The 23,158-nt window shown below is 74.0% G+C and carries 15 protein-coding genes; 9 read left to right on the top strand and 6 right to left on the bottom strand.

The window, feature by feature from the left end; all coding sequences use genetic code 11:
* Positions 1 to 59: 59 nt before the first annotated feature.
* Positions 60 to 1,331, bottom strand: a complete 1,272-nt coding sequence (gene mycP, locus ACFWUY_RS34475; RefSeq protein WP_384119159.1) for a type VII secretion-associated serine protease mycosin — start codon at positions 1,329 to 1,331, stop codon at positions 60 to 62.
* Between the two features lie 12 nt (positions 1,332 to 1,343).
* Positions 1,344 to 2,894, bottom strand: coding sequence for a type VII secretion protein EccB (eccB, locus tag ACFWUY_RS34470; protein ID WP_384119157.1), 1,551 nt, complete (start codon positions 2,892 to 2,894; stop codon positions 1,344 to 1,346).
* Between the two features lie 189 nt (positions 2,895 to 3,083).
* On the opposite strand from eccB, the gene eccE reads away from it, so the two are divergent.
* From eccE to ACFWUY_RS34430, 8 genes are all read left to right on the top strand, one after another.
* Entirely contained in the window at positions 3,084 to 4,385 is a 1,302-nt protein-coding gene (gene eccE / locus ACFWUY_RS34465) for a type VII secretion protein EccE (protein WP_384119154.1), read from the top strand.
* Positions 4,385 to 5,230 carry a hypothetical protein gene (locus ACFWUY_RS34460; RefSeq protein ID WP_384119151.1) on the top strand — a complete coding sequence of 282 codons (846 nt, stop codon included), beginning with the start codon at positions 4,385 to 4,387 and terminating at the stop codon, positions 5,228 to 5,230. Before eccE ends, ACFWUY_RS34460 begins: the two co-directional genes overlap by 1 nt.
* Before the next feature lie 229 nt (positions 5,231 to 5,459).
* Positions 5,460 to 8,693: an SCO5717 family growth-regulating ATPase gene (locus ACFWUY_RS34455; protein ID WP_384119149.1), complete on the top strand. Its 3,234-nt coding sequence runs from the start codon at positions 5,460 to 5,462 to the stop codon at positions 8,691 to 8,693.
* Positions 8,694 to 8,885: 192 nt separating this feature from the next.
* Positions 8,886 to 10,721: an ABC transporter substrate-binding protein gene (locus tag ACFWUY_RS34450; protein ID WP_384119197.1), complete on the top strand. Its 1,836-nt coding sequence runs from the start codon at positions 8,886 to 8,888 to the stop codon at positions 10,719 to 10,721.
* A 4-nt stretch (positions 10,722 to 10,725) separates the two neighbouring features.
* Positions 10,726 to 11,787, top strand: a complete 1,062-nt coding sequence (locus ACFWUY_RS34445; RefSeq protein WP_384119146.1) for an ABC transporter permease — start codon at positions 10,726 to 10,728, stop codon at positions 11,785 to 11,787.
* Entirely contained in the window at positions 11,784 to 12,668 is an 885-nt protein-coding gene (locus tag ACFWUY_RS34440; protein WP_384119142.1) for an ABC transporter permease, read from the top strand. Before ACFWUY_RS34445 ends, ACFWUY_RS34440 begins: the two co-directional genes overlap by 4 nt.
* The gene (locus tag ACFWUY_RS34435; RefSeq protein ID WP_384119140.1) at positions 12,665 to 13,639 is read left to right on the top strand and encodes an ABC transporter ATP-binding protein; all 975 of its coding nucleotides are present in this window, start codon (positions 12,665 to 12,667) and stop codon (positions 13,637 to 13,639) included. Before ACFWUY_RS34440 ends, ACFWUY_RS34435 begins: the two co-directional genes overlap by 4 nt.
* Complete coding sequence (locus tag ACFWUY_RS34430) at positions 13,636 to 14,637, top strand: ABC transporter ATP-binding protein (protein WP_384119138.1); 1,002 nt, start codon at positions 13,636 to 13,638, stop codon at positions 14,635 to 14,637. The genes ACFWUY_RS34435 and ACFWUY_RS34430 overlap by 4 nt, the downstream gene beginning before the upstream one ends.
* 27 nt (positions 14,638 to 14,664) lie before the next feature.
* On the opposite strand, the gene ACFWUY_RS34425 is transcribed toward ACFWUY_RS34430, so the two are convergent.
* Positions 14,665 to 15,387, bottom strand: coding sequence for a hypothetical protein (locus ACFWUY_RS34425; RefSeq protein WP_384119136.1), 723 nt, complete (start codon positions 15,385 to 15,387; stop codon positions 14,665 to 14,667).
* A gap of 93 nt (positions 15,388 to 15,480) precedes the next feature.
* The gene (locus ACFWUY_RS34420) at positions 15,481 to 16,644 is read right to left on the bottom strand and encodes a type III polyketide synthase (RefSeq protein ID WP_384119134.1); all 1,164 of its coding nucleotides are present in this window, start codon (positions 16,642 to 16,644) and stop codon (positions 15,481 to 15,483) included.
* A 778-nt stretch (positions 16,645 to 17,422) separates the two neighbouring features.
* Between ACFWUY_RS34420 and ACFWUY_RS34415 the strand changes: the two genes are divergently transcribed.
* Entirely contained in the window at positions 17,423 to 18,049 is a 627-nt protein-coding gene (locus ACFWUY_RS34415; RefSeq protein WP_384119132.1) for a cytochrome P450, read from the top strand.
* Positions 18,050 to 18,076: 27 nt separating this feature from the next.
* On the opposite strand, the gene ACFWUY_RS34410 is transcribed toward ACFWUY_RS34415, so the two are convergent.
* Together ACFWUY_RS34410 and ACFWUY_RS34405 are read right to left on the bottom strand one after the other, a co-directional pair.
* Positions 18,077 to 19,042, bottom strand: coding sequence for a bifunctional riboflavin kinase/FAD synthetase (locus tag ACFWUY_RS34410; RefSeq protein WP_384119129.1), 966 nt, complete (start codon positions 19,040 to 19,042; stop codon positions 18,077 to 18,079).
* 31 nt (positions 19,043 to 19,073) lie between these two features.
* Complete coding sequence (locus ACFWUY_RS34405; RefSeq protein ID WP_384119127.1) at positions 19,074 to 22,883, bottom strand: trypsin-like peptidase domain-containing protein; 3,810 nt, start codon at positions 22,881 to 22,883, stop codon at positions 19,074 to 19,076.
* Positions 22,884 to 23,158: the final 275 nt, after the last annotated feature.

Here is a 23,158-nt window from a genome sequence, read left to right as displayed (position 1 = left end):
CATTGACGGCGGCAGTTCCAACTGCAAAGGAGGGTTGGGATACTTGACCGGTACGCGGGTCAACGGGCCCCCCTTCGGCGGCGGCTGTCGCGGATCACGGTGGCGGTTCCGGCGACCACGGCCACCAGGACGACACCGATCCCCAACGTGTAGGTGGCGAGCCGTTCGGAGCGCTCCTGAGGCGTCTCCGACAGCGCCAGACGGGCCGGCTCGGGGGCCGGCGGCTTGGGCGGGGCGGGGTCGGCCGTGGGCGAGGAGGGCGGCGTCCCCGGGGCGTCGGCGAGCGCCCGCACCGGGTCGACCACGCCCCAGCCGACGTGGTTGTCACGCCCGTTGACCGAGCGGACGGCGGTCTGTTCGATCCGGGTGACGATCTGGGCCGCCGTCCACTCCGGGTACTTGGCGCGGAGCAGGGCGGCGACGCCGGCGACGTACGGGGCGGAGAAGCTGGTGCCGTTGTCGACGCACTGGCCGCCGCCGGGGACGGTGGAGACGATGTCGACGCCGGGGGCGGCGACGCCCACGAAGGTGCCGGACTGGGAGAAGACGGCGCGCTCGTTGTTCCGGTCGGAGGAGGCGACGGCGAGGACACCGGGGAAGGCGGCCGGGTACGTGTTCTTGAGCTTGCCGTCCATGCCGTCGTTGCCGGCGGAGGCGACGACGACGACCTTCGCCGCGATCGCCCGGGCCACCGCCTTGGCCATGGGCGAGTCGGGGCCGAGTGCCTGGGTGGTGTCCTGCGAGATGTTGATGACGTGGGCGCCCTTGGCCACGGCGTGGTCGATCGCCAGCGCCATCGTGTCGGACTTGCCGCTGTTCTTCTCGTCGTTCTGCCGGATCGGGATGATCGTCGCCTCGGGGGCGAGACCGACGAAGCCGGTGCCGGCCCGGGGCCGGGCGGCGATGATGCCGGCGACCTTGGTGCCGTGGCCGACGTCGTCGACGGTGCCGTCGGTCTTGCCGCGCTTCTCGTCGCCGAAGCCGGGGTTCTCCTTGTCGGGCTTGAGGTAGTCCTTGCCCGCCTTGGCGTCGACGGCGGACCGCAGCTGCGGGTTGACGTCGTCGACGCCCGTGTCGATGACGGCCACCCGGACGCCCTTGCCCTTGGTGTCCTGCCACAGCTCGTCGAGGAGGACCCGCTGGAGCGGCCAGGGGGTGCCCTCGATCTGCTTCTTCATCGGGAAGGTGCACTCGCCGCTGCCGTCGAGGACGGGTCCTCGGTGACGCGGCGCGGTGGCCGCGTCGGCCGCCGCGGGCGCGGCGGGCGCCGCGAGGAGGGCGGCGAGGGTGCCCGCGGCGAGCAGGGCGGCCGTGCGGTACGTCGTCGTCACCGGTGCCACCCCCTAGGAACCCTGCGGCTGACGCGCGCTGTTGGTGTCGAGCCGTGGGCCCTTCGACAGGAACTCCGACCATTCGATCGGGACGGGAACCGGCACGACCTTGTCGTAACCGAGACGCTTCTGGGCCTCGCTGGGTTCCGGGCGTCCGTCGGTGGACTTCTCCTTGTCGCCGGCGCCGATCTCGGAGCGGGCGGAGTCGCTGTCGCCGTTGGCCTGGACGGCGTACCGCAGACCGGTGTCGGTGACGAGGAACAGCGAGCCTTCGGGCGCCTTCTGGCCGCTGCCCTGGGTCTGGGTGTAGAGCAGGCCGGTGCCCGGGGTGACGTACGTGCTGGTGCCACCGGCGGTGATGTCGGCGGGGTACTTGGTGCCGGCCCAGGTGGCGAGGGTCGTCCCGCCCTTCTCGTCGACGCCGGTGAGGACGCTGCACACGGTGTCGCGGGCGCCCGCGCCGGTGGTGGCGTTGACCGTGGTGGACTTCAGCCGCGGCCAGCGCACCCCGTCGTGGAAGACGGTGGGGTCGGGGACGAAGGAGGAGGCGTCGACGGTGGTGGCCTTGCCGTCCATGTCGAGGACGTTGGTCTGCGGGGAGCTGATGAGCAGCCAGGCGGTGAACGGGGTGACCGGCTGGACCTTCCCGGCGAGCACGACGTAGTGCTGGGGACCCGCGCCGGTCTGGGCGAGCAGCACCATGCCGATCCGGCTCTCGGTCCCGTTCAGAGTGCTGCCCGGGATGTCGGTGGGGGCCCCGACCTCCCCCTCGATGCGCGGGAAGTCCACCTGGTCACCGGTCTTCAGGGTGGCGAGCCAGTCGTCGGTGACGGCCTGCGGCTCCTTGCCGAGGCCGACGAGGGCGGTGAGCAGGCCGGTCGACTCGGCCTTCACCGGGTACTTGGTGCCGGTGTGGTCGACGAGGAACTGGGCAGCGCCCTTCTGCCCCTTGACGTACAGGATCTGCCCGTCCTTGAGCCGATTCGCGTCCTCGGTGCGGGGGATGTCCCGCTCGGCGAAGAGGAAGGTCGCCTTCTGGACGCTGGCGCCCGCACCGCCGCCGGGCTGCTCGCAGACCGCCCAGCGCTTGGCCTTGCCCGCGTCGTCGGCGGTGGGCAGCCGGTCGGGGGCGTACGGGATGCCGAGGATCGGGCCGCGCGGGGGCTTGCCCTCGTCGAGTTTCTTGTCGGCGACCTGGACGACCTGGAACTCGTCGGGGTTGAGGAGGAGCCGCGCGGAGGCGAGGTTGAGGACCGGGTGGAGCAGGGTCTTCTTCTCCTTGCCCTTGCCGGTCTCCAGGACCACGTACCGGGTCGTCGACTGCTTGCCGACGATCACCCGGGTGCCGGGGGTGTCCCAGCCCTTGGGGGCCTGGGGACTGAACATGCCCCAGGCACCGAAGCCGGCGACCACGAGCGCGGCGACGATCAGCCCGGGGACGATCGCGCGCAGCGGTTTCGGCGCCCCCTCCTCCGTACCGGAGGGCGAGGGTTGGAGGAAAGCCGCCACCGTGCGCTTCTTCGCAAAGGTGTACGCGTTGAGCTCGTCCCGCCGCGATGCCATGAGTCCCCATTCTCGTCAGGCGCGATCTTCGCGCGGGAGCCGGGGAGGTGACACCCGGGCCCCGGCCGTCGGACCGGCCCCCTACTATGCCTGCTGTCCCGTGGTGTTCGTGGGGCGGGTAGGGTGATCCGGCCGCCAAAGCCCTGGCAGGCCAGGGTGATCGGGACGAATTGAGGGGGATTCTCCATCATGGCTTCCGCGACGCGGACGCGGCCCGCCGCGGCCACCGCCTCCGAACCCCCGTCCACGGGACCCGTCTCCTCGGTCTCACCGAGACTCCAGGGGCGTCCGGGGCACTTCGGTTCGTTCCAATTGCAACAGCTCGTACTGATCGAGGTGGCGGCGGCCCTGCTCGCCGTCGCCTGGGTCGTCGAGCCGATGCTCCTGGTGCCCGCGGGCGTGGTCGCCGTCGTACTCGTCCTGCTTGCCGTCGTACGCCGGCACCGCCGCTCGCTGCCCGAGTGGCTCGGCACCTTCCTCGCGCTGCGGGCCCGCACCCGCCGGGCCGCCTCGTTCACGGTGCCGGAGGGCACCGAGCCGGGGTTCGCGCCGGTCGTGGAGTGCGATCCGGCACTGCGGACCTACGCGTACAGCGACCGCGACCGGCGTCCGGTCGGCATGGTCGGCGACGGCACCTTCCTGACCGCGGTGCTGCGGGTGGAGTCGGACGGCACCGCCCTGCGTCCGGACCGCGCGGCGCGGCCGCTGCCCGTCGGACTCGTCCGGGACGTGCTGAGCGTGGACGGCATCCGGCTGGAGTCGGCGCAGATCGTGCAGCACACCCAGCCCGCGCCCGCGCCGCACCTGCCCGCGCAGTCGATGGCCGCGCGCAACTACGGGCCGCTCCAGGCGCAGACGGGTTCGCCCGCGGTGCGGATCACCTGGATCGCGCTCAAGCTCGACCCCGAACTGTGCCCGGAGGCGGTCGCCGCGCGCGGCGGCGGCGTGACGGGCGCGCAGAAGTGCGTGGTGCGGGCGGCGGACCAGCTGGCCAGCCGGCTCGCCGGCGCCGGGTTCCGGGCGAGCGTCCTGACGGAGCAGGAGCTCACGTCGGCGCTCGCCACCTCGACCTGCGCGAGCCCGATGGCGATAGCGCAGGCGGGCCGGGGGCAGGCGCAGGGCCGGCGGACGCAGGAGACCGCGCGGACCTGGCGGGTGGACGACCGGCGGCACACGACGTACTGGGTGGGGCGCTGGCCCCACCTGGGCGGCCAGGGCGGCGCGGGGGCGTCGATGCCCCAGCTGGTGGCCCTGCTGACCTCGCTGCCCGCGCTCGCGACGACGTTCAGCCTGACGCTGAGCGGCGGGGACCGTCAGGAGGTGACGGTGGCGGGACACGTACGGATCACCGGTCGCAGCGACGAGGAACTGGTCACGGCGCGACACGAACTGGAACGGGCGGCACGTGGGGTGAGGACGGGACTGGTGCGACTGGACCGGGAACAGGTGCCCGGCATCCTCGCGACGCTTCCGCTGGGGGGTGCGCGCTGATGTCGACCGCTTCCTTCGGTACGCCGGCCCGCTCCGGCGGTCCGGGCTCCTCCCCCCGGCCGGCCGGCCGGGGTTCTCGCGGGACGGATTCCCCGGGTACGGGTTCCCGGAGCGCGGGTTCCCGGGGTACGGGGCGGGGCGCGCGGCCCCGGTTCGGTTTCGGGCTCGTCGGGCCGCGCCGCGACAAGCACGCCGTGCCCCTCGACCAGCTCGACGCGCTGGCCCTGCCGGTCGGCGACGACGGCATGGTGATCGGTGTCGACGCCGAGAGCCGCCCCGCCGTGCTCGGCATCAACCGGCCCGTCCCGTACGACGTCACCCTCATCGGCGGGCTGTGGACCGCGCAGGTGCTCGCGCTGCGGGCCGCCGCGACGGGCGCCCGGGTGGCCGTCGAGACCGGCCGCGCGCAGGCGTGGACGGCGCTCGCGCAGGCCGCGGGTGGCGGGCAGCCGTGCATCTCGCTGCACGACGTGGGGAGGGTGCCGCCGCAGGGCGCCTCCGCGGGCAGTCCGGTGGTCGTGGTGCGCGACTGCGGCATGCGGCCGCCGCGCGGCCGGGTCGTGTCGGCGCCCTGGCAGTCGGTGGTGACGCTGCTGCCGTATCTGAGCCCGGTCGCGCCCCGGCTCCTGGAGAAGTCCTCGCTCGTCGGTGTGCAGCGGGTGTCCCCGGACGAGGCCACGCAGATCGGCCGCATCATGAGCCTGCCGCGCCACGAGTACGAGGCGCTGTCCACGCTCGCGGACGGCGTGACCCTCTGGTGCACGCAGGGCGACCGCCAGTTCGTGATGACCCAGGCGACCGACGCCGAGACCGGATTGTTGGGCGGCGCGCGCCGGATGGACTGAACGGCGACCGAATGCCGTGAGGTTATGCAAGTACGTCCATTTTTGCAGTGTTTTGAACGGTCGGGGTTTTCACTCTGTGGCGCGGTCAGGTCACTTGGGGACCGGACCGGGTCACGGGGAGGGGCGCGGAGGGGCCGTCGGCCCTGCCCGGGGGTTGCCCGCGCCGATTAGGCTGGAAGGGCCCCGGCCCACAACGGCACAAGGGTGCTCGACCACACCAGGAGGCAAAGTGAACGGCGATCGCGACGAGATCCACGCGGGTTGGAATCCGCCCGCCGACGATCAGTCCGACGCGGATCCCGCCGAGATGACGGGTGAGTTCACCATCGACTACACCCCTCCCGCCTGGTACACGCAGAACGCGTCGGGCGGTGCGGGCGGTGCCACTCCCCCGCCGCCGAGCGGAGCGCCGCTGCCCGTACCGGGCCTCCCGGCGGGCAGCGGCTTCGAGCCGAGCTGGAACACGCCGCCGACTCCGCCGGCGGGGACGGGGACGGGGGAGGTCGCGGTGCCGGGTGGTTCGGTGCCGGGTCCTGCCGTGCCGAGTCCCGCAGTGCCAGGTCCTGCCGTGCCGGGTGTTGCCGTGCCGGGTGTTGCGGCGCCGGATGGTTCGGTGCCGGTCGGGTCCCTGCCGGCTGCTGCGGCGGCGGCTGGTTCCGTACCGGGTGGGTCGCTGCCCGGAGGTTCCGTACCGCCCGCCTCTCCGCCGGGTGCCGCGGCACCCGCCTCCGCTTCCGCGCCCGAGGCGTCCGCGCCCGGGGCGCCCTTCGGGGGCGGGGACGTGGAGAGCGGCGCGACCGTGCGCTTCTCCCCCGCCGCGCTCCAGCGCGAGATGGCGGAGCGTGCCGCGGAGGCCTCCGCCTCCTCGACGACGCAGGACACCACCGAGAGCGCGACCGGCACGGGACAGGCCCCGGACGAGGGCCAGGGCTCCGGCGGCGCCCCCACCGGAACCGTCGACGACGACACCACCGCCGAGGACGCGTCCGACAGCACGTCGGCCGAGGCCGTCACCGAGACGGGCACCGGCCCCGCCGAGGCGACCGGTACGACCGGCGCGTCGGACGGGACCGGGCCGGGCGCGGAGGACGCGGCCCCGGCGGTCTCCTCGGACGCCCCCGCCGAGTCGGTCACCGAGACGCCCGCCGGGGCCGTGGCGACCCCGGAGACCGATGACCGTACCGACGGCACCGACTCCGGTACGGCCACCGGCGCCGAGGCGCCCGGCGCCCCCGCGGCCCCGCAGGGCCACCCGGCCGCGCCCCCCGCCCCCTACCCGCCCGCCGACGCGCCGCAGGGCTTCGGTCCGGGCGTGGCGCCCAGGCCCCTTCCCGCCGCCGGGCCGCAGGCCGGTGCCGGGCTACCGCCGCTGCCGCCGTCCTTCCAGCCGGCCGCCCCCGGGCCCGCCCAGCAGTGGCCCGCGCAGCCTGCCCCGGGTGCCCAGCCGGCGCCGCAGGCCGCGCCGTTGCCGCCCGCCGCCGCCTGGCCGGCGCCCGCGACTCCCGCCGCGCCCGGCGCCGTACCGCCGCAGGCCCAGCCGCAGCCCCAGGTGCCCGGCTCCTACGGCTACCCGCAGGCTCCTCAGCCCCCCGCGCCCGCGCCTCAGGGCGGCTACGGCTTCCCGCAGCCCGGAACGCCTCCGCAGCAGGGCGGTTACGGCTACCCGCTGGGGGCACCTCCCGGGCCGCAGGGCCCAGGGGGACAGTCGGCGCCCCCCGGCGGCGTGCCGCCGCAGGCGCAGGTCCCGGGCGGCGGTTACGGCTACCCGCACCCCGCCGCCGTACCCCCGCAGGCCGCCGCCCCCCAGCCGCCGTACGACGGGCAGCCGCCCGTCGACCCGCGGACCGGGGCCGCCTGGCCCTCTCCTGTGACGCACGACCAGCGGGAGCGGTCCGTGCCGGGCGCGCCCCTCGGGTACAACGCGGCCGTCGAGCTCTCCTCCGACCGACTCCTGCGGAACAACAAGCAGAAGCCGAAGTCCAGCCGGAACCCCGGCGGCGGTGCCGCCCGTTTCAAGCTCGGCGGCAAGAAGGAGGAGGCGGAGCGGCAGCGCAAGCTGGAGCTGATCCGGACGCCGGTCCTCTCCTGCTACCGGATCGCGGTCATCTCGCTCAAGGGCGGTGTCGGCAAGACCACGACGACGACCGCGCTGGGCGCGACCCTGGCGACCGAGCGGCAGGACAAGATCCTGGCGATCGACGCCAACCCGGACGCCGGAACCCTGGGCCGCCGGGTGCGGCGCGAGACCGGGGCGACCATCCGTGACCTGGTGCAGGCGATCCCGTACCTCAACTCGTACATGGACATCCGCCGGTTCACCTCGCAGGCGCCGTCCGGTCTGGAGATCCTCGCCAACGACGTGGACCCGGCCGTCTCGACGACCTTCAACGACGAGGACTACCGGCGGGCGATCGACGTCCTGGGCAAGCAGTACCCGATCATCCTCACGGACTCGGGCACCGGTCTGCTGTACAGCGCCATGCGCGGGGTGCTCGACCTCGCCGATCAGCTGATCATCATCTCCACGCCGTCGGTGGACGGCGCCTCCAGCGCGTCGACGACGCTGGACTGGCTCTCCGCCCACGGTTACGCGGATCTGGTGCAGCGCTCGATCACCGTCATCTCCGGGGTCCGCGAGACCGGCAAGATGATCAAGGTCGAGGACATCGTGCAGCACTTCCAGACGCGGTGCCGCGGTGTGGTGGTCGTGCCGTTCGACGAGCACCTGTCGGCCGGTGCCGAGGTGGACCTCGACATGATGCGGCCGAAGACCCGGGAGGCGTACTTCCACCTCTCGGCGATGGTGGCCGAGGACTTCGTACGGGCCCAGCAGGTGCAGGGGCTGTGGACCGGCGACGGGCAGGGCGCGGTGCCTCCGCACATGGCCCCGCCGATGCCGGGCGGTCAGCAGATGCCGGGACAGCCCGTGCCGCCCGGACAGCCGATGCCCGGTCAGCCGATGCCCGGTCAGCCCATGCCGGGTCAGCCGGTGCCGGGTCAGTTCGCGCCCGGACAGCCCTACGGAGCACAGCCCGTACCGGGGCAGCCGTACGGAGCGCAGCCCGCTCCCGGACAGCCGTACCCGCCCCAGCAGCCCTACGGCCAGCCGCCGGCGGCGGGTCAGCCGTACGGCGCTCAGCCCGCGCCCGGTCAGCCGTACGCGGCGCAGCCCATGCCCGGCCGGCCCGCGCCCGGACAGCCCTACGGGCAGCCGCCCGCGCCGGGTCAGCCGTACGGCGCACAGCCCGCCCCCGGACAGCCGTTCGGCGCACCCCCCGGGCAGCCCGGAGTGCCCCAGGGCTGGCAGCAGCCGCAGCCCGGTCAGCCGCTGCCCCCGCAGACGGATCCGCGGGACCACGGCTCCGGATCCGATCAGGGCCACGACCAGGGACAGGCGCAGGTCCCGCCGCCCGACTGGCATCAGCAGCAGCCTCCGCAGGCTCCGCCAGCCCCTCAGCAGTAAGGCGTCACAGGAGTAGACCAATGAGGCCCCGTACCGGTCCCCCGGTACGGGGCCTCTTGGCATTCCCGCAGCCCACAAGGGGTTTGACGGATCGTTGACGACGGCAGACCACCGCTGATAAACCTTCGCTTCACTCACCGTCAGCCCAAGATCCACGACAGATCCCCCGACGCGAGGTCACGTCCCATGGTCATGGTCACGAAGGCTCCACCCCGTCGCACGCCCACCCACAGAGCACTCCGTCTGCTGCTCGCCTCCGGTGTCACCGCCGTCTCGCTCGTGGCCGTCCCCGGTACCGCCGCGGCGGAGGACGACAAGTCCGCCGCCGGGAACACGCTCACCGTCGCCGTCTCGCAGAGCATCGACTCGTTGAGCCCGTTCCTCGCGCAGAAGCTCACCTCGACCAGCATCCACCGGCTGGCCTACGAGTACCTCACCAACTACGACGCCAAGGACGCCCGCCCGATCCCGGGCCTGGCGACCGCGTGGACCTCCTCGCCGGACAAGCTGACGTGGACGTACACGATCCGCGAGGACTCGACCTGGTCCGACGGGAAGCCGGCCACCGCCGAGGACGCGGCCTGGACCTTCAACAAGATGATGACCGACCCGAACGCCGCCACCGCCAACGGCAGCTTCACGGCCAACTTCGCGAAGGTCACCGCGCCCGACCCGAAGACGCTCGTCATCCGGCTGAAGAAGCCGCAGGCGACGATGACGGCGCTCGACGTGCCGATCGTGCCGAAGCACGTCTGGGAGAAGGTCGGCGACTTCTCGAAGTTCAACAACGACAAGCAGTTCCCCATCGTCGGGAACGGGCCCTTCGTCATCACGGACTTCAAGGTCGACCAGTACATCAAGCTCAAGCCGAACAAGAAGTTCTGGCGGGGCGCGCCGAAGTTCGACGAGCTGGTCTTCAAGTACTACAAGGACGGGGACGCGGCCGTCGCCGCCCTCCAGAAGGGTGAGGTGTCCTTCGTACCGAACCTGACGCCCGCCCAGGCGGCGGCCCTCAAGACGCAGAAGAACATCAAGGTCAACGACGCCCCCGGCCGCCGCTTCTTCGCCATCGCCACCAACCCGGGCGCGAAGGCCAAGGACGGCAGGACCTTCGGCAACGGCCACAAGGCGCTGCTCGACCCGGCCGTCCGCAAGGCGCTCTTCCTCGCGGTCGACCGGACGACCATCGTGGACAAGGTCTTCCAGGGCCACGCGGTCGAGGGCGAGGGGTACATCCCGCCGCGCTTCGGCTCGTACTTCTGGAAGCCGGAGGGCGCCCAGAAGCGGGCGTACGACCCCGCCGGGGCCGAGAAGACGCTCGACGCGGCCGGGTACCGGAAGAACGCCGAGGGGAAGCGGCTCGGCAAGGACGGCAGGCCGCTGGACTTCCGGATCCTCTGCCACGCCACCGACCCGAACGACAAGGCGGTCGGCAAGTACCTCCAGGAGTGGTGGGGCAAGCTGGGCATCGGCCTGAAGGTCGAGTGCCTGGACAGCGTCTCCGACCCCTGGGTCAAGGGCGACTACGACCTCGCCTTCGACGGCTGGTCGGTCAACCCCGACCCGGACTACGTGCTCTCCATCCACACCTGCGGCACCCTCCCGGCGACGCCGAAGGACACCGGAGCCACCGACAACTTCATCTGCGACAAGGAGTTCGACGGGCTCTACGCGCAGCAGTCGGTGGAGTACGACGCCGCCAAGCGGGCGGATCTGGTGAAGCGGATGCAGTCCCGGCTGTACGACACGGGGTACATGAACATCATGGCCTACCCGAACGCCCTCGAGGCGTACCGCACGGACCAGATCGCGTCCATCACGACCATGCCGGAAGCCGCCGGGAACCTGTGGGGGCAGGACGGCTACTGGAGCTGGTGGTCGGCCGTGCCCGCGGCCGGGGCCGCCGACTCCGACGGCGGCTCGTCCACCGGGGTGATCGTCGGCATCGGCGTCGCCGTGGTGGTCGTGGTCGGCGTCGGCATCGTCCTCGGTCTGCGCCGCCGCTCCACCGCCGACGACCGCGAGTAGGAACGTGACGACGGCAAGCACCGCCGCCGACGTGGCGCGGGCCGAGAAGGTCCCCGCCACGGACGGCGCGTCCCGCACCGGTTCCTCCCTCGGCTATCTCCGCCACGCGGCGGGGAAGCTGGGCGGCGCGCTCGTCTCGCTCTTCGCCGTACTGGTCACCAGCTTCTTCCTCTTCCGGATCATCCCCGGTGACCCGGTGAAGGCGATGACGCACGGCGTGCCCACCTCGGCCGAACAACTCGCCACACTAAGGCGCCAGTTCGGCCTCGACCTGCCGCTGTGGCAGCAGTTCACCGACTACTGCGCCAAGGCGCTGAGCGGTGACCTCGGCACTTCGTTCCAGTTCCGCGCCCCCGTCGGCGACCTGATCATGGAGAAGCTTCCGGCGACCCTGTTGCTCACCGGGGTCGCCGTGGTGATCTACTCGGCGCTCGGGCTCTGGCTCGGCACTCGCTCGGCCTGGCGCCACGGCGGTCTCGGCGACAAGCTGAACACCGGGATCGCGCTGACCCTGTGGTCGGTGCCCTCGTTCTGGCTGGGACTGCTGCTGATCATCGTGTTCTCGGTCGGCATGGGTCCGGTCCCGGGGCTCTTCCCGACCGGCGGCATGGAGTCGGGCACGGGCGAGACCGGATTCGCGTACGTCCTCGACGTCGCCCACCACCTGGTGCTGCCCGTCGTCACGCTCGTGGCCGTCGGCTACGCGCAGACCCTGCTCGTGATGCGGTCCTCGCTGCTCGACGAGATGGGCGGCGACTATCTGACCACCGCGCGGGCGAAGGGGCTGAGGGACGACGCCGTGCGCCGCCGGCACGCCGTGCCGAACGCGCTCCTGCCGACCGTCACCATGATCTTCATCAACCTGGGCCATGTGGCCGCCGGGTCGATCCTGGTGGAGACGGTGTTCTCCTGGCCGGGACTCGGCGGACTCTTCTACCAGGCGCTGAGCGTGCCCGACCTGCCACTCGTACAGGGCCTGTTCGTGGTCTTCGCCGGAGCGATGATCCTGATGAACCTGATCGCCGACCTGCTCTATCCGCTGCTCGACCCCCGGGTGGGCCGATGACCTCTCTGACCTGGGAACGCCGACGGGACACCGTCTCCCGCTTCTGGCGCGGCTACCGCACCCACCGGGCCGGCCTGTACGGCCTCGCCGGTCTCGCGCTGATCGCGCTGCTCGCGCTCACCGCCCCGCTGCTCGTCGGCGCCGACGTGCAGTCGGTGACGAAGGCCACCGGCACGGCCCTGGAGGCACCGAGCCTGGAATTCCCCCTGGGAACCGACCAGTTCGGGCGTTCGCTGCTCGGTCTGCTGATCTGGGGGGCGCGGATCTCGCTGCTCGTCGGGCTGCTCGCGGCGGCCCTCTCGGTCGCCATCGGCACCCTCGTGGGGATCATCGCCGGACACTACGGCGGCTGGTTCTCGACCGTCGTCATGCGGATCACCGACTGGTTCCTGGTGATGCCGGCCCTCGTCCTCGCGATCGTGCTCGCCACGGTCATGTCCCGGTCGATGTGGACGGTGGTCCTGGCGATCGGCGTGACCTCCTGGCCGACCACCGCCCGCCTGGTCCGGGCGCAGACGATCGCGGTCGAGTCCCGCCCGTACATCGAGCGGGCGACCGCGCTCGGCGGCGGCCACGGGCACGTCATGAGCAGACACGTGCTGCCCAACGTGATGCCGCTGGTGCTCGCGCAGACCACGCTCGGCATCTCCAGCGCCATCCTCACCGAGGCGACCCTCGCCTTCCTCGGACTCGGCGATCCGACGGTGGTGTCCTGGGGCGGGATGCTCCAGGACGCGCGGGAGGCGGGCGCCGTCTCCTCCGGGCACTGGTGGTACCTGGCCCCGCCCGGCATCGCCATCGCCCTGGTCGCGCTCGCGTTCACCCTGTGCGGCCGGGCGGTCGAATCCGTGCTCAACCCGAAGCTGGGGGTGGGTCGATGAACGCGCGGAGCCTCCTGGAGGTGCGCGACCTGCGGGTGACGTACGGGTCGGGCGCGGCCGCCGTGCCCGCCGTACGCGGGGTCGACCTGACCCTGGAGTCGGGCAGCAAGCTGGGCGTGGCGGGCGAGTCCGGCTGCGGCAAGTCCACGCTCGCGCTCGCGCTGCTGCGGCTCCTCCCGGCCTCGGCCCGGATCGAGGGCCGGATCCTCTTCGACGGCGACGACGTCCTCGCCATGCAGTGGGGGCGGCTCCGGGCCGTGCGCTGGGCGGGCGCCTCGATCGTCTTCCAGGGCGCGATGCACTCGCTCAACGCGGTGCACCGGATCGGGGACCAGATCGCCGAGCCGCTGCTCGTCCACGGCCACGCGACCCCGGCGGCGGCCCGCAGGCGCGCCGGGGAGCTGCTCGAGCACGTCGGTCTGCCCGCCGCGCGGGCGGTCGCCTACCCGCACGAGCTGTCCGGCGGGCAGCGGCAGCGCGTGATGATCGCGATGGCGCTGGCCTGCGATCCCCGGTTGATCGTCGCGGACGAGCCGACGACCGCGCTCGACGTGATGATCCAGGCGCAGATCCTGCGGCTGATCGAGCGGCTCGTCGCCGAGCAGTCCATCAGCCTCCTGATGATCAGCCACGACCTCGCGGTCCTCGCCGACACCTGCGACCGGCTCGCCGTGATGTACGCGGGCCGGGTCGTCGAGGAGGGTCCCGCGGGGGCGGTGTACGAGGCCGCCCGGCATCCCTACGGGCGGGCGCTTTCCTCGGCGTTCCCGCGCGTCGGGGACCTCGCCTCCCGGCGGGCGCCGCGAGGACTGCCGGGCGACCCGCCGGACCCGGCGGACCTGCCCGGCGGCTGCACCTTCCATCCGCGCTGCCCGGTGGCGGTGGACGCCTGCGGGACGAGCGACCAGGAACTTCGGGAGGCGGGCGCCGGGCACCGGGCCGCCTGCGTCCATGTGGGGAGCACGTCATGAGTACGGAGACGACGGCGGGGCCGCTGCTCTCGGCGCGCGGGCTGCACGTCGCCTTCCCCGGGCGGCGGGGCGCGCCGACCGCGCGCGCGGTCGACGGGGTGGACCTGGACATCGGCGCGGGCGAGATCGTGGCCCTCGTCGGGGAGTCGGGGTGCGGCAAGACGACACTCGCGCGTTCCCTGCTCGGTCTCGTGCGGCCCACGTCGGGGACGGTGGCCTTCGACGGGCAGCCGCTCGCGTACTCCTCCGGGGCCCTGAAGGCCTACCGGAAGCGGGCGCAGCTGGTGCTCCAGGACCCGAGCGGTTCGCTGAACCCCCGGCACACCGTGTACGACGCGGTGGCGGAGGGGCTGCGGATCCACGGGGTCCACCGGTCGGACCGCGACGAGCGGGAGGCGGTCGCCGGGGCCCTCTCACGGGCCGGTTTGCGGCCCCCGGAGCGGTTCTTCCTGCGCTATCCGCACGAACTGTCCGGCGGGCAGCGGCAGCGGGTGGTGATCGCGGGGGCGCTGGTCCTGGAACCCGAACTCATCGTCGCCGACGAGCCGGTGGCCTCCCTCGACGCGTCCGTACGGGGCGAGATCCTGGCGCTGCTGCTGCGGCTGCGCGACGAACTCGGCCTGTCCGCCCTGGTGGTGACGCACGACCTGGGACTCGCGTGGAACATCGCGGACCGGGTGGCGGTGATGTATCTGGGCCGGGTCGTGGAGACCGGCACGGTCGAGTCCGTGCTGACCCGGCCCCAGCACCCGTACACGCGGGCGCTGTTGTCGGTGCTGCCGGAGTCGGGGGGTGCTCCGGTGGTGCTCACCGGTGAGCCCCCGGACCCGTCCCGCATCCCGTCCGGGTGCCGCTTCCACGCCCGCTGCCAGGTCCTCGCCTCCGGCGAGGCGGCGGCGGTCGCGGACCGCTGCCGGGGCGAGGGCCTGCCGGTCCTGGGCGGCGGCGGGGCACAGGCGGTGGCCTGCCACTGGGTCGCGCGGCAGGCCGTGGTCTGAGCCGGCCGGGCCCGGCAACCGTGTCCGTCAGCGGAAGTCCGGCTCGGCAGCCGTGTCCGCCGGTGCGGGCCTGCCGACCGCGTGCGCCGGCGCGGGCTCGTCGGCCTCGTGCGCCGGAGCCGCGGGATCGGTCGGGGCGCCGACCTGCCCGGTGGGCGCCGCGGGCTTGGCCGCGCCGTCCGTGGGCGCCGCCTTCGGCAGCGTCTCGCACGCGCTGATGGACGTGCGGGTGGAGACCGACTTCACCGTGCAGGTGTCCTTGCCGACACCGGCGTCCACGGAGCCCCCGTGCGGGCCGACGGTCAGGACCGCTCCGCCGGGTCCGCTGATCGTGTCGTTCCCGGGTCCGGCCTGGATGAGGCCGCCGGACTCGGGGCCGAGGGCCGCCGCCTCGATGAGGTCGTTCTCGCTGCCGCCGAGGACCCGGCCGGAGAAGTCGATCGTGCCGACCTCGATCATGTCGTTCCCGTCGCCGCCCCAGACGGTGACGTTCTCCAGATCGCTGTCGCAGAAGATGTGGTCGTCTCCCTTGGTGCCGCTCACGACCTCGCCCGGCGGGGCGGAGACGCCGTTCACCCAGCACTGGTGCATCGGCACCCGGCCCGCGACCGGCGCGGACGCCTCGGCGGGCGCGCCGGCGAGCGAGGCGGCGGCCGCTCCGGCGAGCAGCGCGGTGAGCGCGGCGGGGCCTCGTCGGGCCTTCGGGCGCCGACTGCGGCGGGAGGTGGCGTGGCGGACATGGCTCTCCACTGCTGGGGCGGTTCGTCGGTTCGTCGGACACGGCGTCCGGGGGAATCACGGTGCTCGTACTCGTGCGCGTACTCGATGGGCGGCGCTCGGTGCTCAGGCGGCCGTACGGGCCGGCTGGAGCGGCGGCGAGTAGCCCACGATGCGGCGGGCGCCCAGGCTCGGCTCGGCGGCGACCGGGGCGTTCGTCCACCGTCCGAGGCACATCTCGGCGGTGATCCCGGGGCCGAAGCCGGCCAGGATGCCCCGCGCGCCCTCGGGCTGCCCGCCCTCCTCGAAGAGCCGGCGGACGGCGTCCAGGACGACGGCGCTGGCGATGTTGCCGTACTCCGTGAGCGTGGCACGGCTGAACCGGAAGGCCTCCGGGGGCACTTCGAGGAAGCGGCTCAGGCCGTCGAGGATGCGCGGCCCGCCCGCGTGGATGATGTAGAAGTCCAGCTTCCCGGCGTCCCAGCCGTGCGCTCCCACGACCTCGCGGAGCGCCGGGGCGAGGGGCTCCATCGTGCCGGGCACCGGCTTGTCGAGCAGGAAGTGGAAGCCGGTGGCGCGGACGCTGCAGGCGATCCAGTCCTCGGTGTCGGGGACGAGGTGGGAGCTGGTGCGCTCCAGGGCGATCCCGGTGCCGCCCCGGCCGCGCACCACGGCGGCGGCGACGGCGTCGCCGAAGAGGCCGTTGGAGAGCAGCGAGCCGACGCCGAGGTCGGTGGGCTGGTAGCAGAACTCGCAGGCCACGATGAGGACGTTGGCGTCGGGGTAGGCGGTGCAGAAGTCGTGCGCCCGCTTGATCGCCGCTCCGCCGGCGTCGCAGCCGAGCTGCGCGATGGGGAGCTGACGGGTGCGGCTGGGGAAGCCCATGGTGTTGATCATCCAGGCGGTCAGGGACGGCATCATGAAGCCCGTGCACGAGACGTAGACGATCATGTCGATGTCCGCGGGGCGCAGCGCCGCGTTGTCCAGGGCCTCCCGGACGACCATCGGGACCCGGGCCTTGGCCTCCGCCTCGTAGCGGATGTCGCGTTCCTCGAAGCCCGGGTGCTTCAGGGTCTCCTCGATGGGCTGGACGATGTGTCTCCCGGTCACCCCGGTGTTGCCGATCAGGCGCAGCGCCAGGGCCAGTTGCGGGTGCCCCTCATGGTGTGAGCGGGCGAGGTCGAGGGTCTCCTCCATCGTGATCACGTGCTCGGGCACGGACACTGCGGGTTTGCACAAAGTCACCACGACGCTCGCTCCTTCGTCTCGTTCGCGTGAACTGCCGCCCACACTCACCCGGTGATCACGACCCCGCAACCGCGAACGCGACCGGACGTGTACGCCGGGTGAGCGGAGGGGCGGGAGGGGCGGGAGGGGCGTGCTCCGTTCAGAGGGCTGTCGGCGCTCGCCGCCGGGAACAGCCACCACGTCACTTCCGGGACGACCGCCGCACCGGCCTCAGGCGCGAGACCCCCGAAGGGACGACCGCCGCACCCGCGCCGCACCCGACCGCCCGTACCTGGGCCGTCGACGCCCCCCGCCCTCACCTTCGACCCCCTGCTCACCGAATTCCTCGACAAGGAGCCCGTCACCCGCATCCGGCTGCCGTTCGCCGCCGAGGACGAGGCCTGGCTGGTGACGCGGTACGAGGACGTGCGCGCGGTGACCTCCGATCCCCGGTTCAGCCGTACGGCGCTGCTCGAACGGCAGGTCACCGGGATGACCGGCCACATGGTGGCCTCGAAGGCCGCTCTCAACTACGCCGATCCGCCGTACCACACCCAGCTGCGCAAGGCGGTGACCAAGGCCTTCACCGGGCAGGCCACCAAGCGGCTCCGGCCGCTGGCCCAGGCGAGCACGGACCGGTTCCTCGACGCGATGGAAGCGGCGGGCCGCCCCGCCGACCTGATGAAGCACCTGCACGGCCCGCTGCCGATGGCGGTGGTGTGCGACCTGCTCGGCGTCCCCGACGAGGACCGGGCGGAGCTCGCCCCCTGGCCCGACCTCATCCTGTCGTCGGGGCCGGGACCGGAGAGCAGCAGGGCCGCCAAGGCCCAGATCCACGGCTATGTCGCCCGGCTGCTCGACCGCCGGCTCGCCGAGCCGCGGGACGACCTGGCGGGGGGCGCTCGCGGAGTCCCTCGCGGAGGGCAGGATCGACGCCGACGAGGCCGTCTCGCCGGCCATGGCCATCCTGATCAGCGGCGCCCACGCGGTGCGGAACAACAGCGCCAACATGGTCTACGTGCTGCTCACCCGGCCGGAGCTCGCGGACCGGCTGCGGGCCGGGCCGGGGCTGCTCCCGCAGGCCGTGGACGAGCTGCTGCGCTGGATCCCGCACCGCAACGGGGTCGGGCTGCCGCGGATCGCGACGGAGGACGTCGAGATCGGCGGGGTGACCATCCGGGCGGGTGAGGCGGTGTACGCCTCCTACCTCGCGGCGAACCGCGACCCGGAGGCCTTCGAGGACCCGCACACCCTCGACTTCGACCGGGAGAGCATCGGGCACGTGTCCTTCGCGCACGGACCGCACCACTGCATGGGCGCGATGCTCACCCGCATGGAGTCCGAGGTGATGCTGTCGACCCTGCTGCGCCGCTATCCCGGGCTGCGGCTCGCGGGCGGCGCCGAGGACGTGGTGTGGCACTCGAAGGGGCTGATCCGCGGCCCGAAGGAACTCTTCGTCACCTGGTGAGCGGTACGGGGGAGGCGGCGGCCGGGCTCAGACCTGCGGGTGCTCCCGGTCGTACGCCTCCGTCAGCTCCCGGCAGCGCTTCACGTCGCCCGCCATCGCCTGGAGCAGGTCGTCCAGGGTGTCGAACTTCAGCATCCCGCGCACGTACTCGAGGAAGTCCACGGCCACGTGGAGCCCGTACAGGTCGAGCCCCTCGCGGTCGATCGCGTACGCCTCCACCGTCCGCTCCGTGCCGTCGAACTGCGGGTTCGTGCCGACCGAGATGGCCGCCGGCATCCGCTCCCCCGCCGCCGTCAGCCAGCCGGCGTAGACGCCGTCCGCCGGGATCGCCGTGTGCGGCAGCGTCTCGACGTTGGCCGTCGGGAAGCCGAGTTCGCGGCCGCGCTGCGCGCCGCGGACCACGATGCCCTCGACCCGGTGCGGCCGGCCCAGGATCTCGGCGGCGCCCGTCACTTCGCCCTCGGCGACGAGCCGGCGGGTCAGGGTGGAGGAGAAGGGCTGGCCGCCGCCGGCCGTACCGCTGACGTACAGGTCGATGACCTCGACCTCGTAGTCGTAGGTGGCGCCGAGCTCCGTCAGGAAGGCGACGTTGCCGGCGGCCCGGTGCCCGAAGCGGAAGTTGGGGCCTTCGATGACGGCCTTCGCGTGCAGCTTGTCGACGAGCACCTTGACGATGAAGTCGGCCGGGGACAGCTGGGAGAACTCGGCGGTGAACGGCAGCACGAGCACCGCGTCCACCCCGAGGCCGGCCATCAGCTCGGCGCGCCGGTGGTGCGGGGCGAGCAGCGGCGGATGGCTGCCGGGCCGTACGACCTCGGAGGGGTGCGGGTCGAAGGTGACCACGACGGAGGGGACGCCCAGTTCCCGGGCGCGCTCGACGGCCCGCCCGATGATCAGCTGGTGTCCGCGGTGCACACCGTCGTAGGAGCCGATGGTGACGACGCTGCGTCCCCAGTCCTGGGGAATGTCCTCCAAGCCACGCCAGCGCTGCACTGTGACCGCTCCTCGTCCGCCTGTTCGCCGATTACGCAGGTCTAAGACTGCCATGCCCACGGCCGTCGGTTCGCATCGGCATGGAAGTGCCGTGGATCCGCAGTGCCTGGAGGGTCTCGGGACCGAGCAGCGGCACCCAGTCGCCGGGGGCGGCGACCGTCCAGCGGGCGAGCAGCCCGGCGAACGGGGGCCGCGCGCGGGCGAGTCCCGCGAGGGCCTGGTCGAGCCGCCCGGCGCCTTCGGGGGTACGGGCCCACAGGGCGCCGACCCGGTGGGTGAGCTCCCGGGTGCGCGGTTCGCTGCGGAGTTCGGCGCCCTCGGCGGCGGCCGTCAGAAGGGCTTCCAGGACGCTCGGTTCCCCCGTCTCGGCCTCGTACCGCTCGTGTTCGAGGAGTACGTCGAGCAGTTCGGCCCGCAGGTGGCGGGAGGCGCCGGTGCCGGGCGCGGCGAGGACGGGGGCGAGCGCGCGCCGGACCGGGGCGGGGCGGCCCCTGATCAACCCCGTGACCAGCGGGAAGAGGACGGCTCTGGCCGCCGGGCCGTCCTCGAACCGCCGGTCGACGAAGTCGGCCACGTGTCCGGCGCCCTCGGGGTGACGGGCGGCGTAGTCGCGGACGAGGGCGGCGATCCGGCGGGCGAGCGCGGGCGTGTCGACCTCGGCGAGGGCGCGCAGGGCGGCGGCCGGAGCCTCGCCCGTGCCGTGCAGCCGGGCCCCGAAGGCGGCGAGCACCGGTCCGGGGTCGGCGGCCAGCGCCTCGACGAGGGCGCCGGCGGGCACCCGGGGTTCGGCGAGGGCGCGCGGCAGATGGCGGGCGCGGGTGTGCGGGTCCCGGACGAGGAGGCCGAGGGCGGCGCCGTGGAGGGCCTGGTCACCGGGGCGGGCGAGCAGGGCGAGGGCGGCGTAGCGGAGGAGCTCCCGGTCGGCGGAGGTGTCGGCGTGACCGGCGACCAGATGTCCGTACGCGGCGGCGGCGACCCGCCGTTCCGGGCGCCCGTCGTCGTGGGCCCACCGGTCGACGGCCCGGCACACGGCGGCGGGCTCGTCCTCGGCGAGGGCGGCGAGGAGACCTTCGGCGAGCGGGTGGGCGGTGGCGACGAGCGCCTCGCACAGGTCGTCGACGGCGAGCGCCCGATGGGTGTGCAGCAGGGCCTGGGCGGCGGTGGCGACGGTCGCGTGCGGGGCGGCGGGGAGCGGTCGGCCGTCACCGAACCAGCGGCAGAGGAGCGGCTGGATCCCCCGGGGGTCGGCGGCGAGCATCTCCGCGACGGCGTCGAGACTCCGGCCGCCGCTCTCCCGGCCGGGCGGGGGATCGGCGGGCACGAGCCGCCGCAGCAGATCGATCCGCTCGTCCTCGCCGAGCGGAAGCGCCTGCCAGAACGCGGTGCCGAAGGCGGCGAGGACGGGACCGCGCCCCGGCCGGTCACCGATCCGGTCGGCGAGCGACCGGAGGACGGTCAGATACGGCCGCGGGTCCCCCACCCGCCGCACGGTCTCCTCGAACAGCCGCGAGGCCCACCAGACGGCTTCGGCGTACGGGTGGGACGCGGAGGGCCCGTCCTCGTCGGCGAAGCGGTCGAGGGACTCGGCGAGGGCCGCGAGGTGCGGGGCCAGGGCGGCCGGCCCCTGCTCGCGGTGGAGGCGCAGCATCGCCTGGAGGACGGGGCCGATGCGGTGGCGCGGAACGGGCGGCCGGGCGGGCGGTGGTGGTGCCGGGTCGGCGGCGGTCCGTTGCCGGGGGACGTCGGCGCGGGCCGCCCCGGCGGGACGCTCCGGGGGTACGGGAGCGCCCGTACCCGCGAGGGAAGGGCGCGCCCGGTCCGGCGCGCCCGGCGTCGCCGCGGACCTCCACTGCCCGTCCGGCGCGCCTGGAGCGGAGCGCTCCGAACGCGAGCCGGGCCCCTGGCCGGAACCGGGCTCCGGACGGAAACCGGACTCCGGGCGCGAGCCCCGCCCCGCTTCGGAACCGGGTCCAGGGATTGAGCCGGGCTCCTGGCGTGAACCCCGCTCCGGGCCGGAACCGGGCCCCGGGCGCGAGCCGGGCTCCGGGCGTGAGCCGGGTTCCGGTGACGGTGGGTTCTCGTGGTGGCCGTGGACCAGTGCGTGCAGGGCCGCGTCCAGGTCCAGGTGGGCCGCCTGCACCCAGTCGGCGAGTTCCTCGTGGGCGAAGCGGTAGCCGGAGCCCGCCGGGACGAGGAGGCCCTCGGTGAGGACGGCCGGGGCCCAGCCGTCCCGCCAGGGGAAGAGCTCCTCGAAGGAGGAGCGGTCGAGGACGCCGTGCCCCGGCCCGAGGCACCGGCGGGCCGCCTCGTGGACCTGCCCGGTCACGCGCGCGGCGAGCCGGCGTACGGCGGTCCCCCGGACGGGTGGCCGGGAGCCCGCGGCGATGCGGACGGCGATCCGCAGGCACACGAGGTCCAGGTAGGCGGTGAAGATCTCCTCGCGCCCGGGCCGCCCCGGCACGTCCGCCGGCAGCGCGGCCCGCACCTCGGCGAGCAGCCGCAGCGCGAGCGGGTGCCGGGCGTCGGCCTCGGCGAGGTCCGTCTCCCGGAGGCCGTACCCCTCGCGCACGGCCCGGGCCTCCGCCGCGGAGTACGGTCCGAGGACGAGGGCGGGGGGCTGCCCGTCGCCGGGTCCGGTCGCCGGCCGGTGCGGCGTGCCCGGGGTGTAGAGGGCACCGGCCAGTTCCCAGTGCTCGGAGCGGCAGGCGGTGACGAGGTGGACGTGGTGGGCGCGGAGCCAGTTCTCGGTGGCCGCGGTCCAGTCGGCGAGCCGGTGGGCGAGGAGCGGCGGCATCTCCTCGGGGCCGTCGAGGACGACGAGGAGCGGCCGGCCGGCCTCGTGGGCGAGGGCGGCGGCCCGTTCCGGGGTGGCGGTGGTGGTGTCTCCGAGTGCCCCGGAGGCCGCGACGATACGGCCGGCCCGGTGCAGGGCGCGGCCGACGGCGTCGGCGACCGACCGGTCCTCGGCCCGCAGGTCGGCGCCGCGCAGCCGGACGGTGGGGGCGGGCGCGACGCCTCGGGCGCGGCGGGCGCAGAGGGCGGCGAGGGCCGTGGTGCGGCCGGTGCCGGGGGCGCCGACGAGCGCGAGGACGGGCGCGTCGCCCGCGGTGAAGCGGGCGAACTCACGGACGCACTCGGGCCGTTCGACGGGCTCGGGCCAGGGGTCGGGTTCACTCACGGGCCCGGTGGAGGTGGCGGTGAGTTCCAGGATGCCGGCGAGGTTGAGGTCGGGTCCGTAGGCGGGGACGGTCGCCGCGTTGCGCCGGAGCAGCGCGGTGAGGGGGCCGTCGGGCCGGAGCCGCACCGCGTATCCGGCGGCTCCGCGGTCACCGCGCAGGGCGGTGCCGAGGACGCCGAGGACCGTTCCGGTGGTGGTGTCGAGGACGGGGCCGCCGGCGGCCCGGCCGCCGAGCCTGAGGGCCTCGGCGCCCTCGGTCCCGATGGCGAGTTCGAGGGCGTCGGTGAGGGCGTGGAGGCGATCGGTGGCGGCGTAGGTGACGGCGGCGGGGCCGAGTACGCGCGCCTCGCGCCAGCCGTGGGCGGCGATCCGTACGTAGGTGCCGGGTTCGATCTCGGCGCGGGTCGCGAGCGGCAGCGGGCGGGTGTCGAGTCCTTCGGTCCTTACGAGGGCGAGGCCGCTCTCCGGCAGGGGCGTGACGGCTTCGGCCTCGGCGAGCCAGGTCCGGTCGCCGGGGGCGTGCAGGAGGACACGGCTGAGCCCGTCGACGGCTTCGTGGCTGGTGACGACCGTTCCGTGGTGGTCGGCGAGGAATCCGGTGCCGCGCGGCCGGCCCGCCGGATCGCAGATCCGTACCAGCGTCGCCAGGTCCCCGCGTCCCATGGTGTCGACGGTAGGGCGCCGGTGATCACCCGGAGGCGCTCGCGGGCGAACGCGCCCCCTGTCACTCCCCCGTTCACTTCGAGCGCCTCCCCGATGGGGTGATTCTTCCGCGTTCCGCCGGACAGGCTCTCTCGGGGGAACGACGTGGGGGGGGGGCCCCCCCCGGGGCCCCCCCCCCCCCGCGGCGGGGAGGCCCGCCGGGGCGCCCACCACGCCGGGGGGGATGGCCGGGCCCCCCGGGGCGGGCCCCAGCCCCGCCGCCGCCCCGCAGAGGG

The sequence above is a fragment of the Streptomyces sp. NPDC058664 genome, assembly GCF_042716635.1.
Taxonomy (GTDB): Bacteria; Actinomycetota; Actinomycetes; order Streptomycetales; family Streptomycetaceae; genus Streptomyces.
Note: the sequence above shows the minus strand (reverse complement) of the source record. Positions and strands in the feature narration are given on the sequence as shown.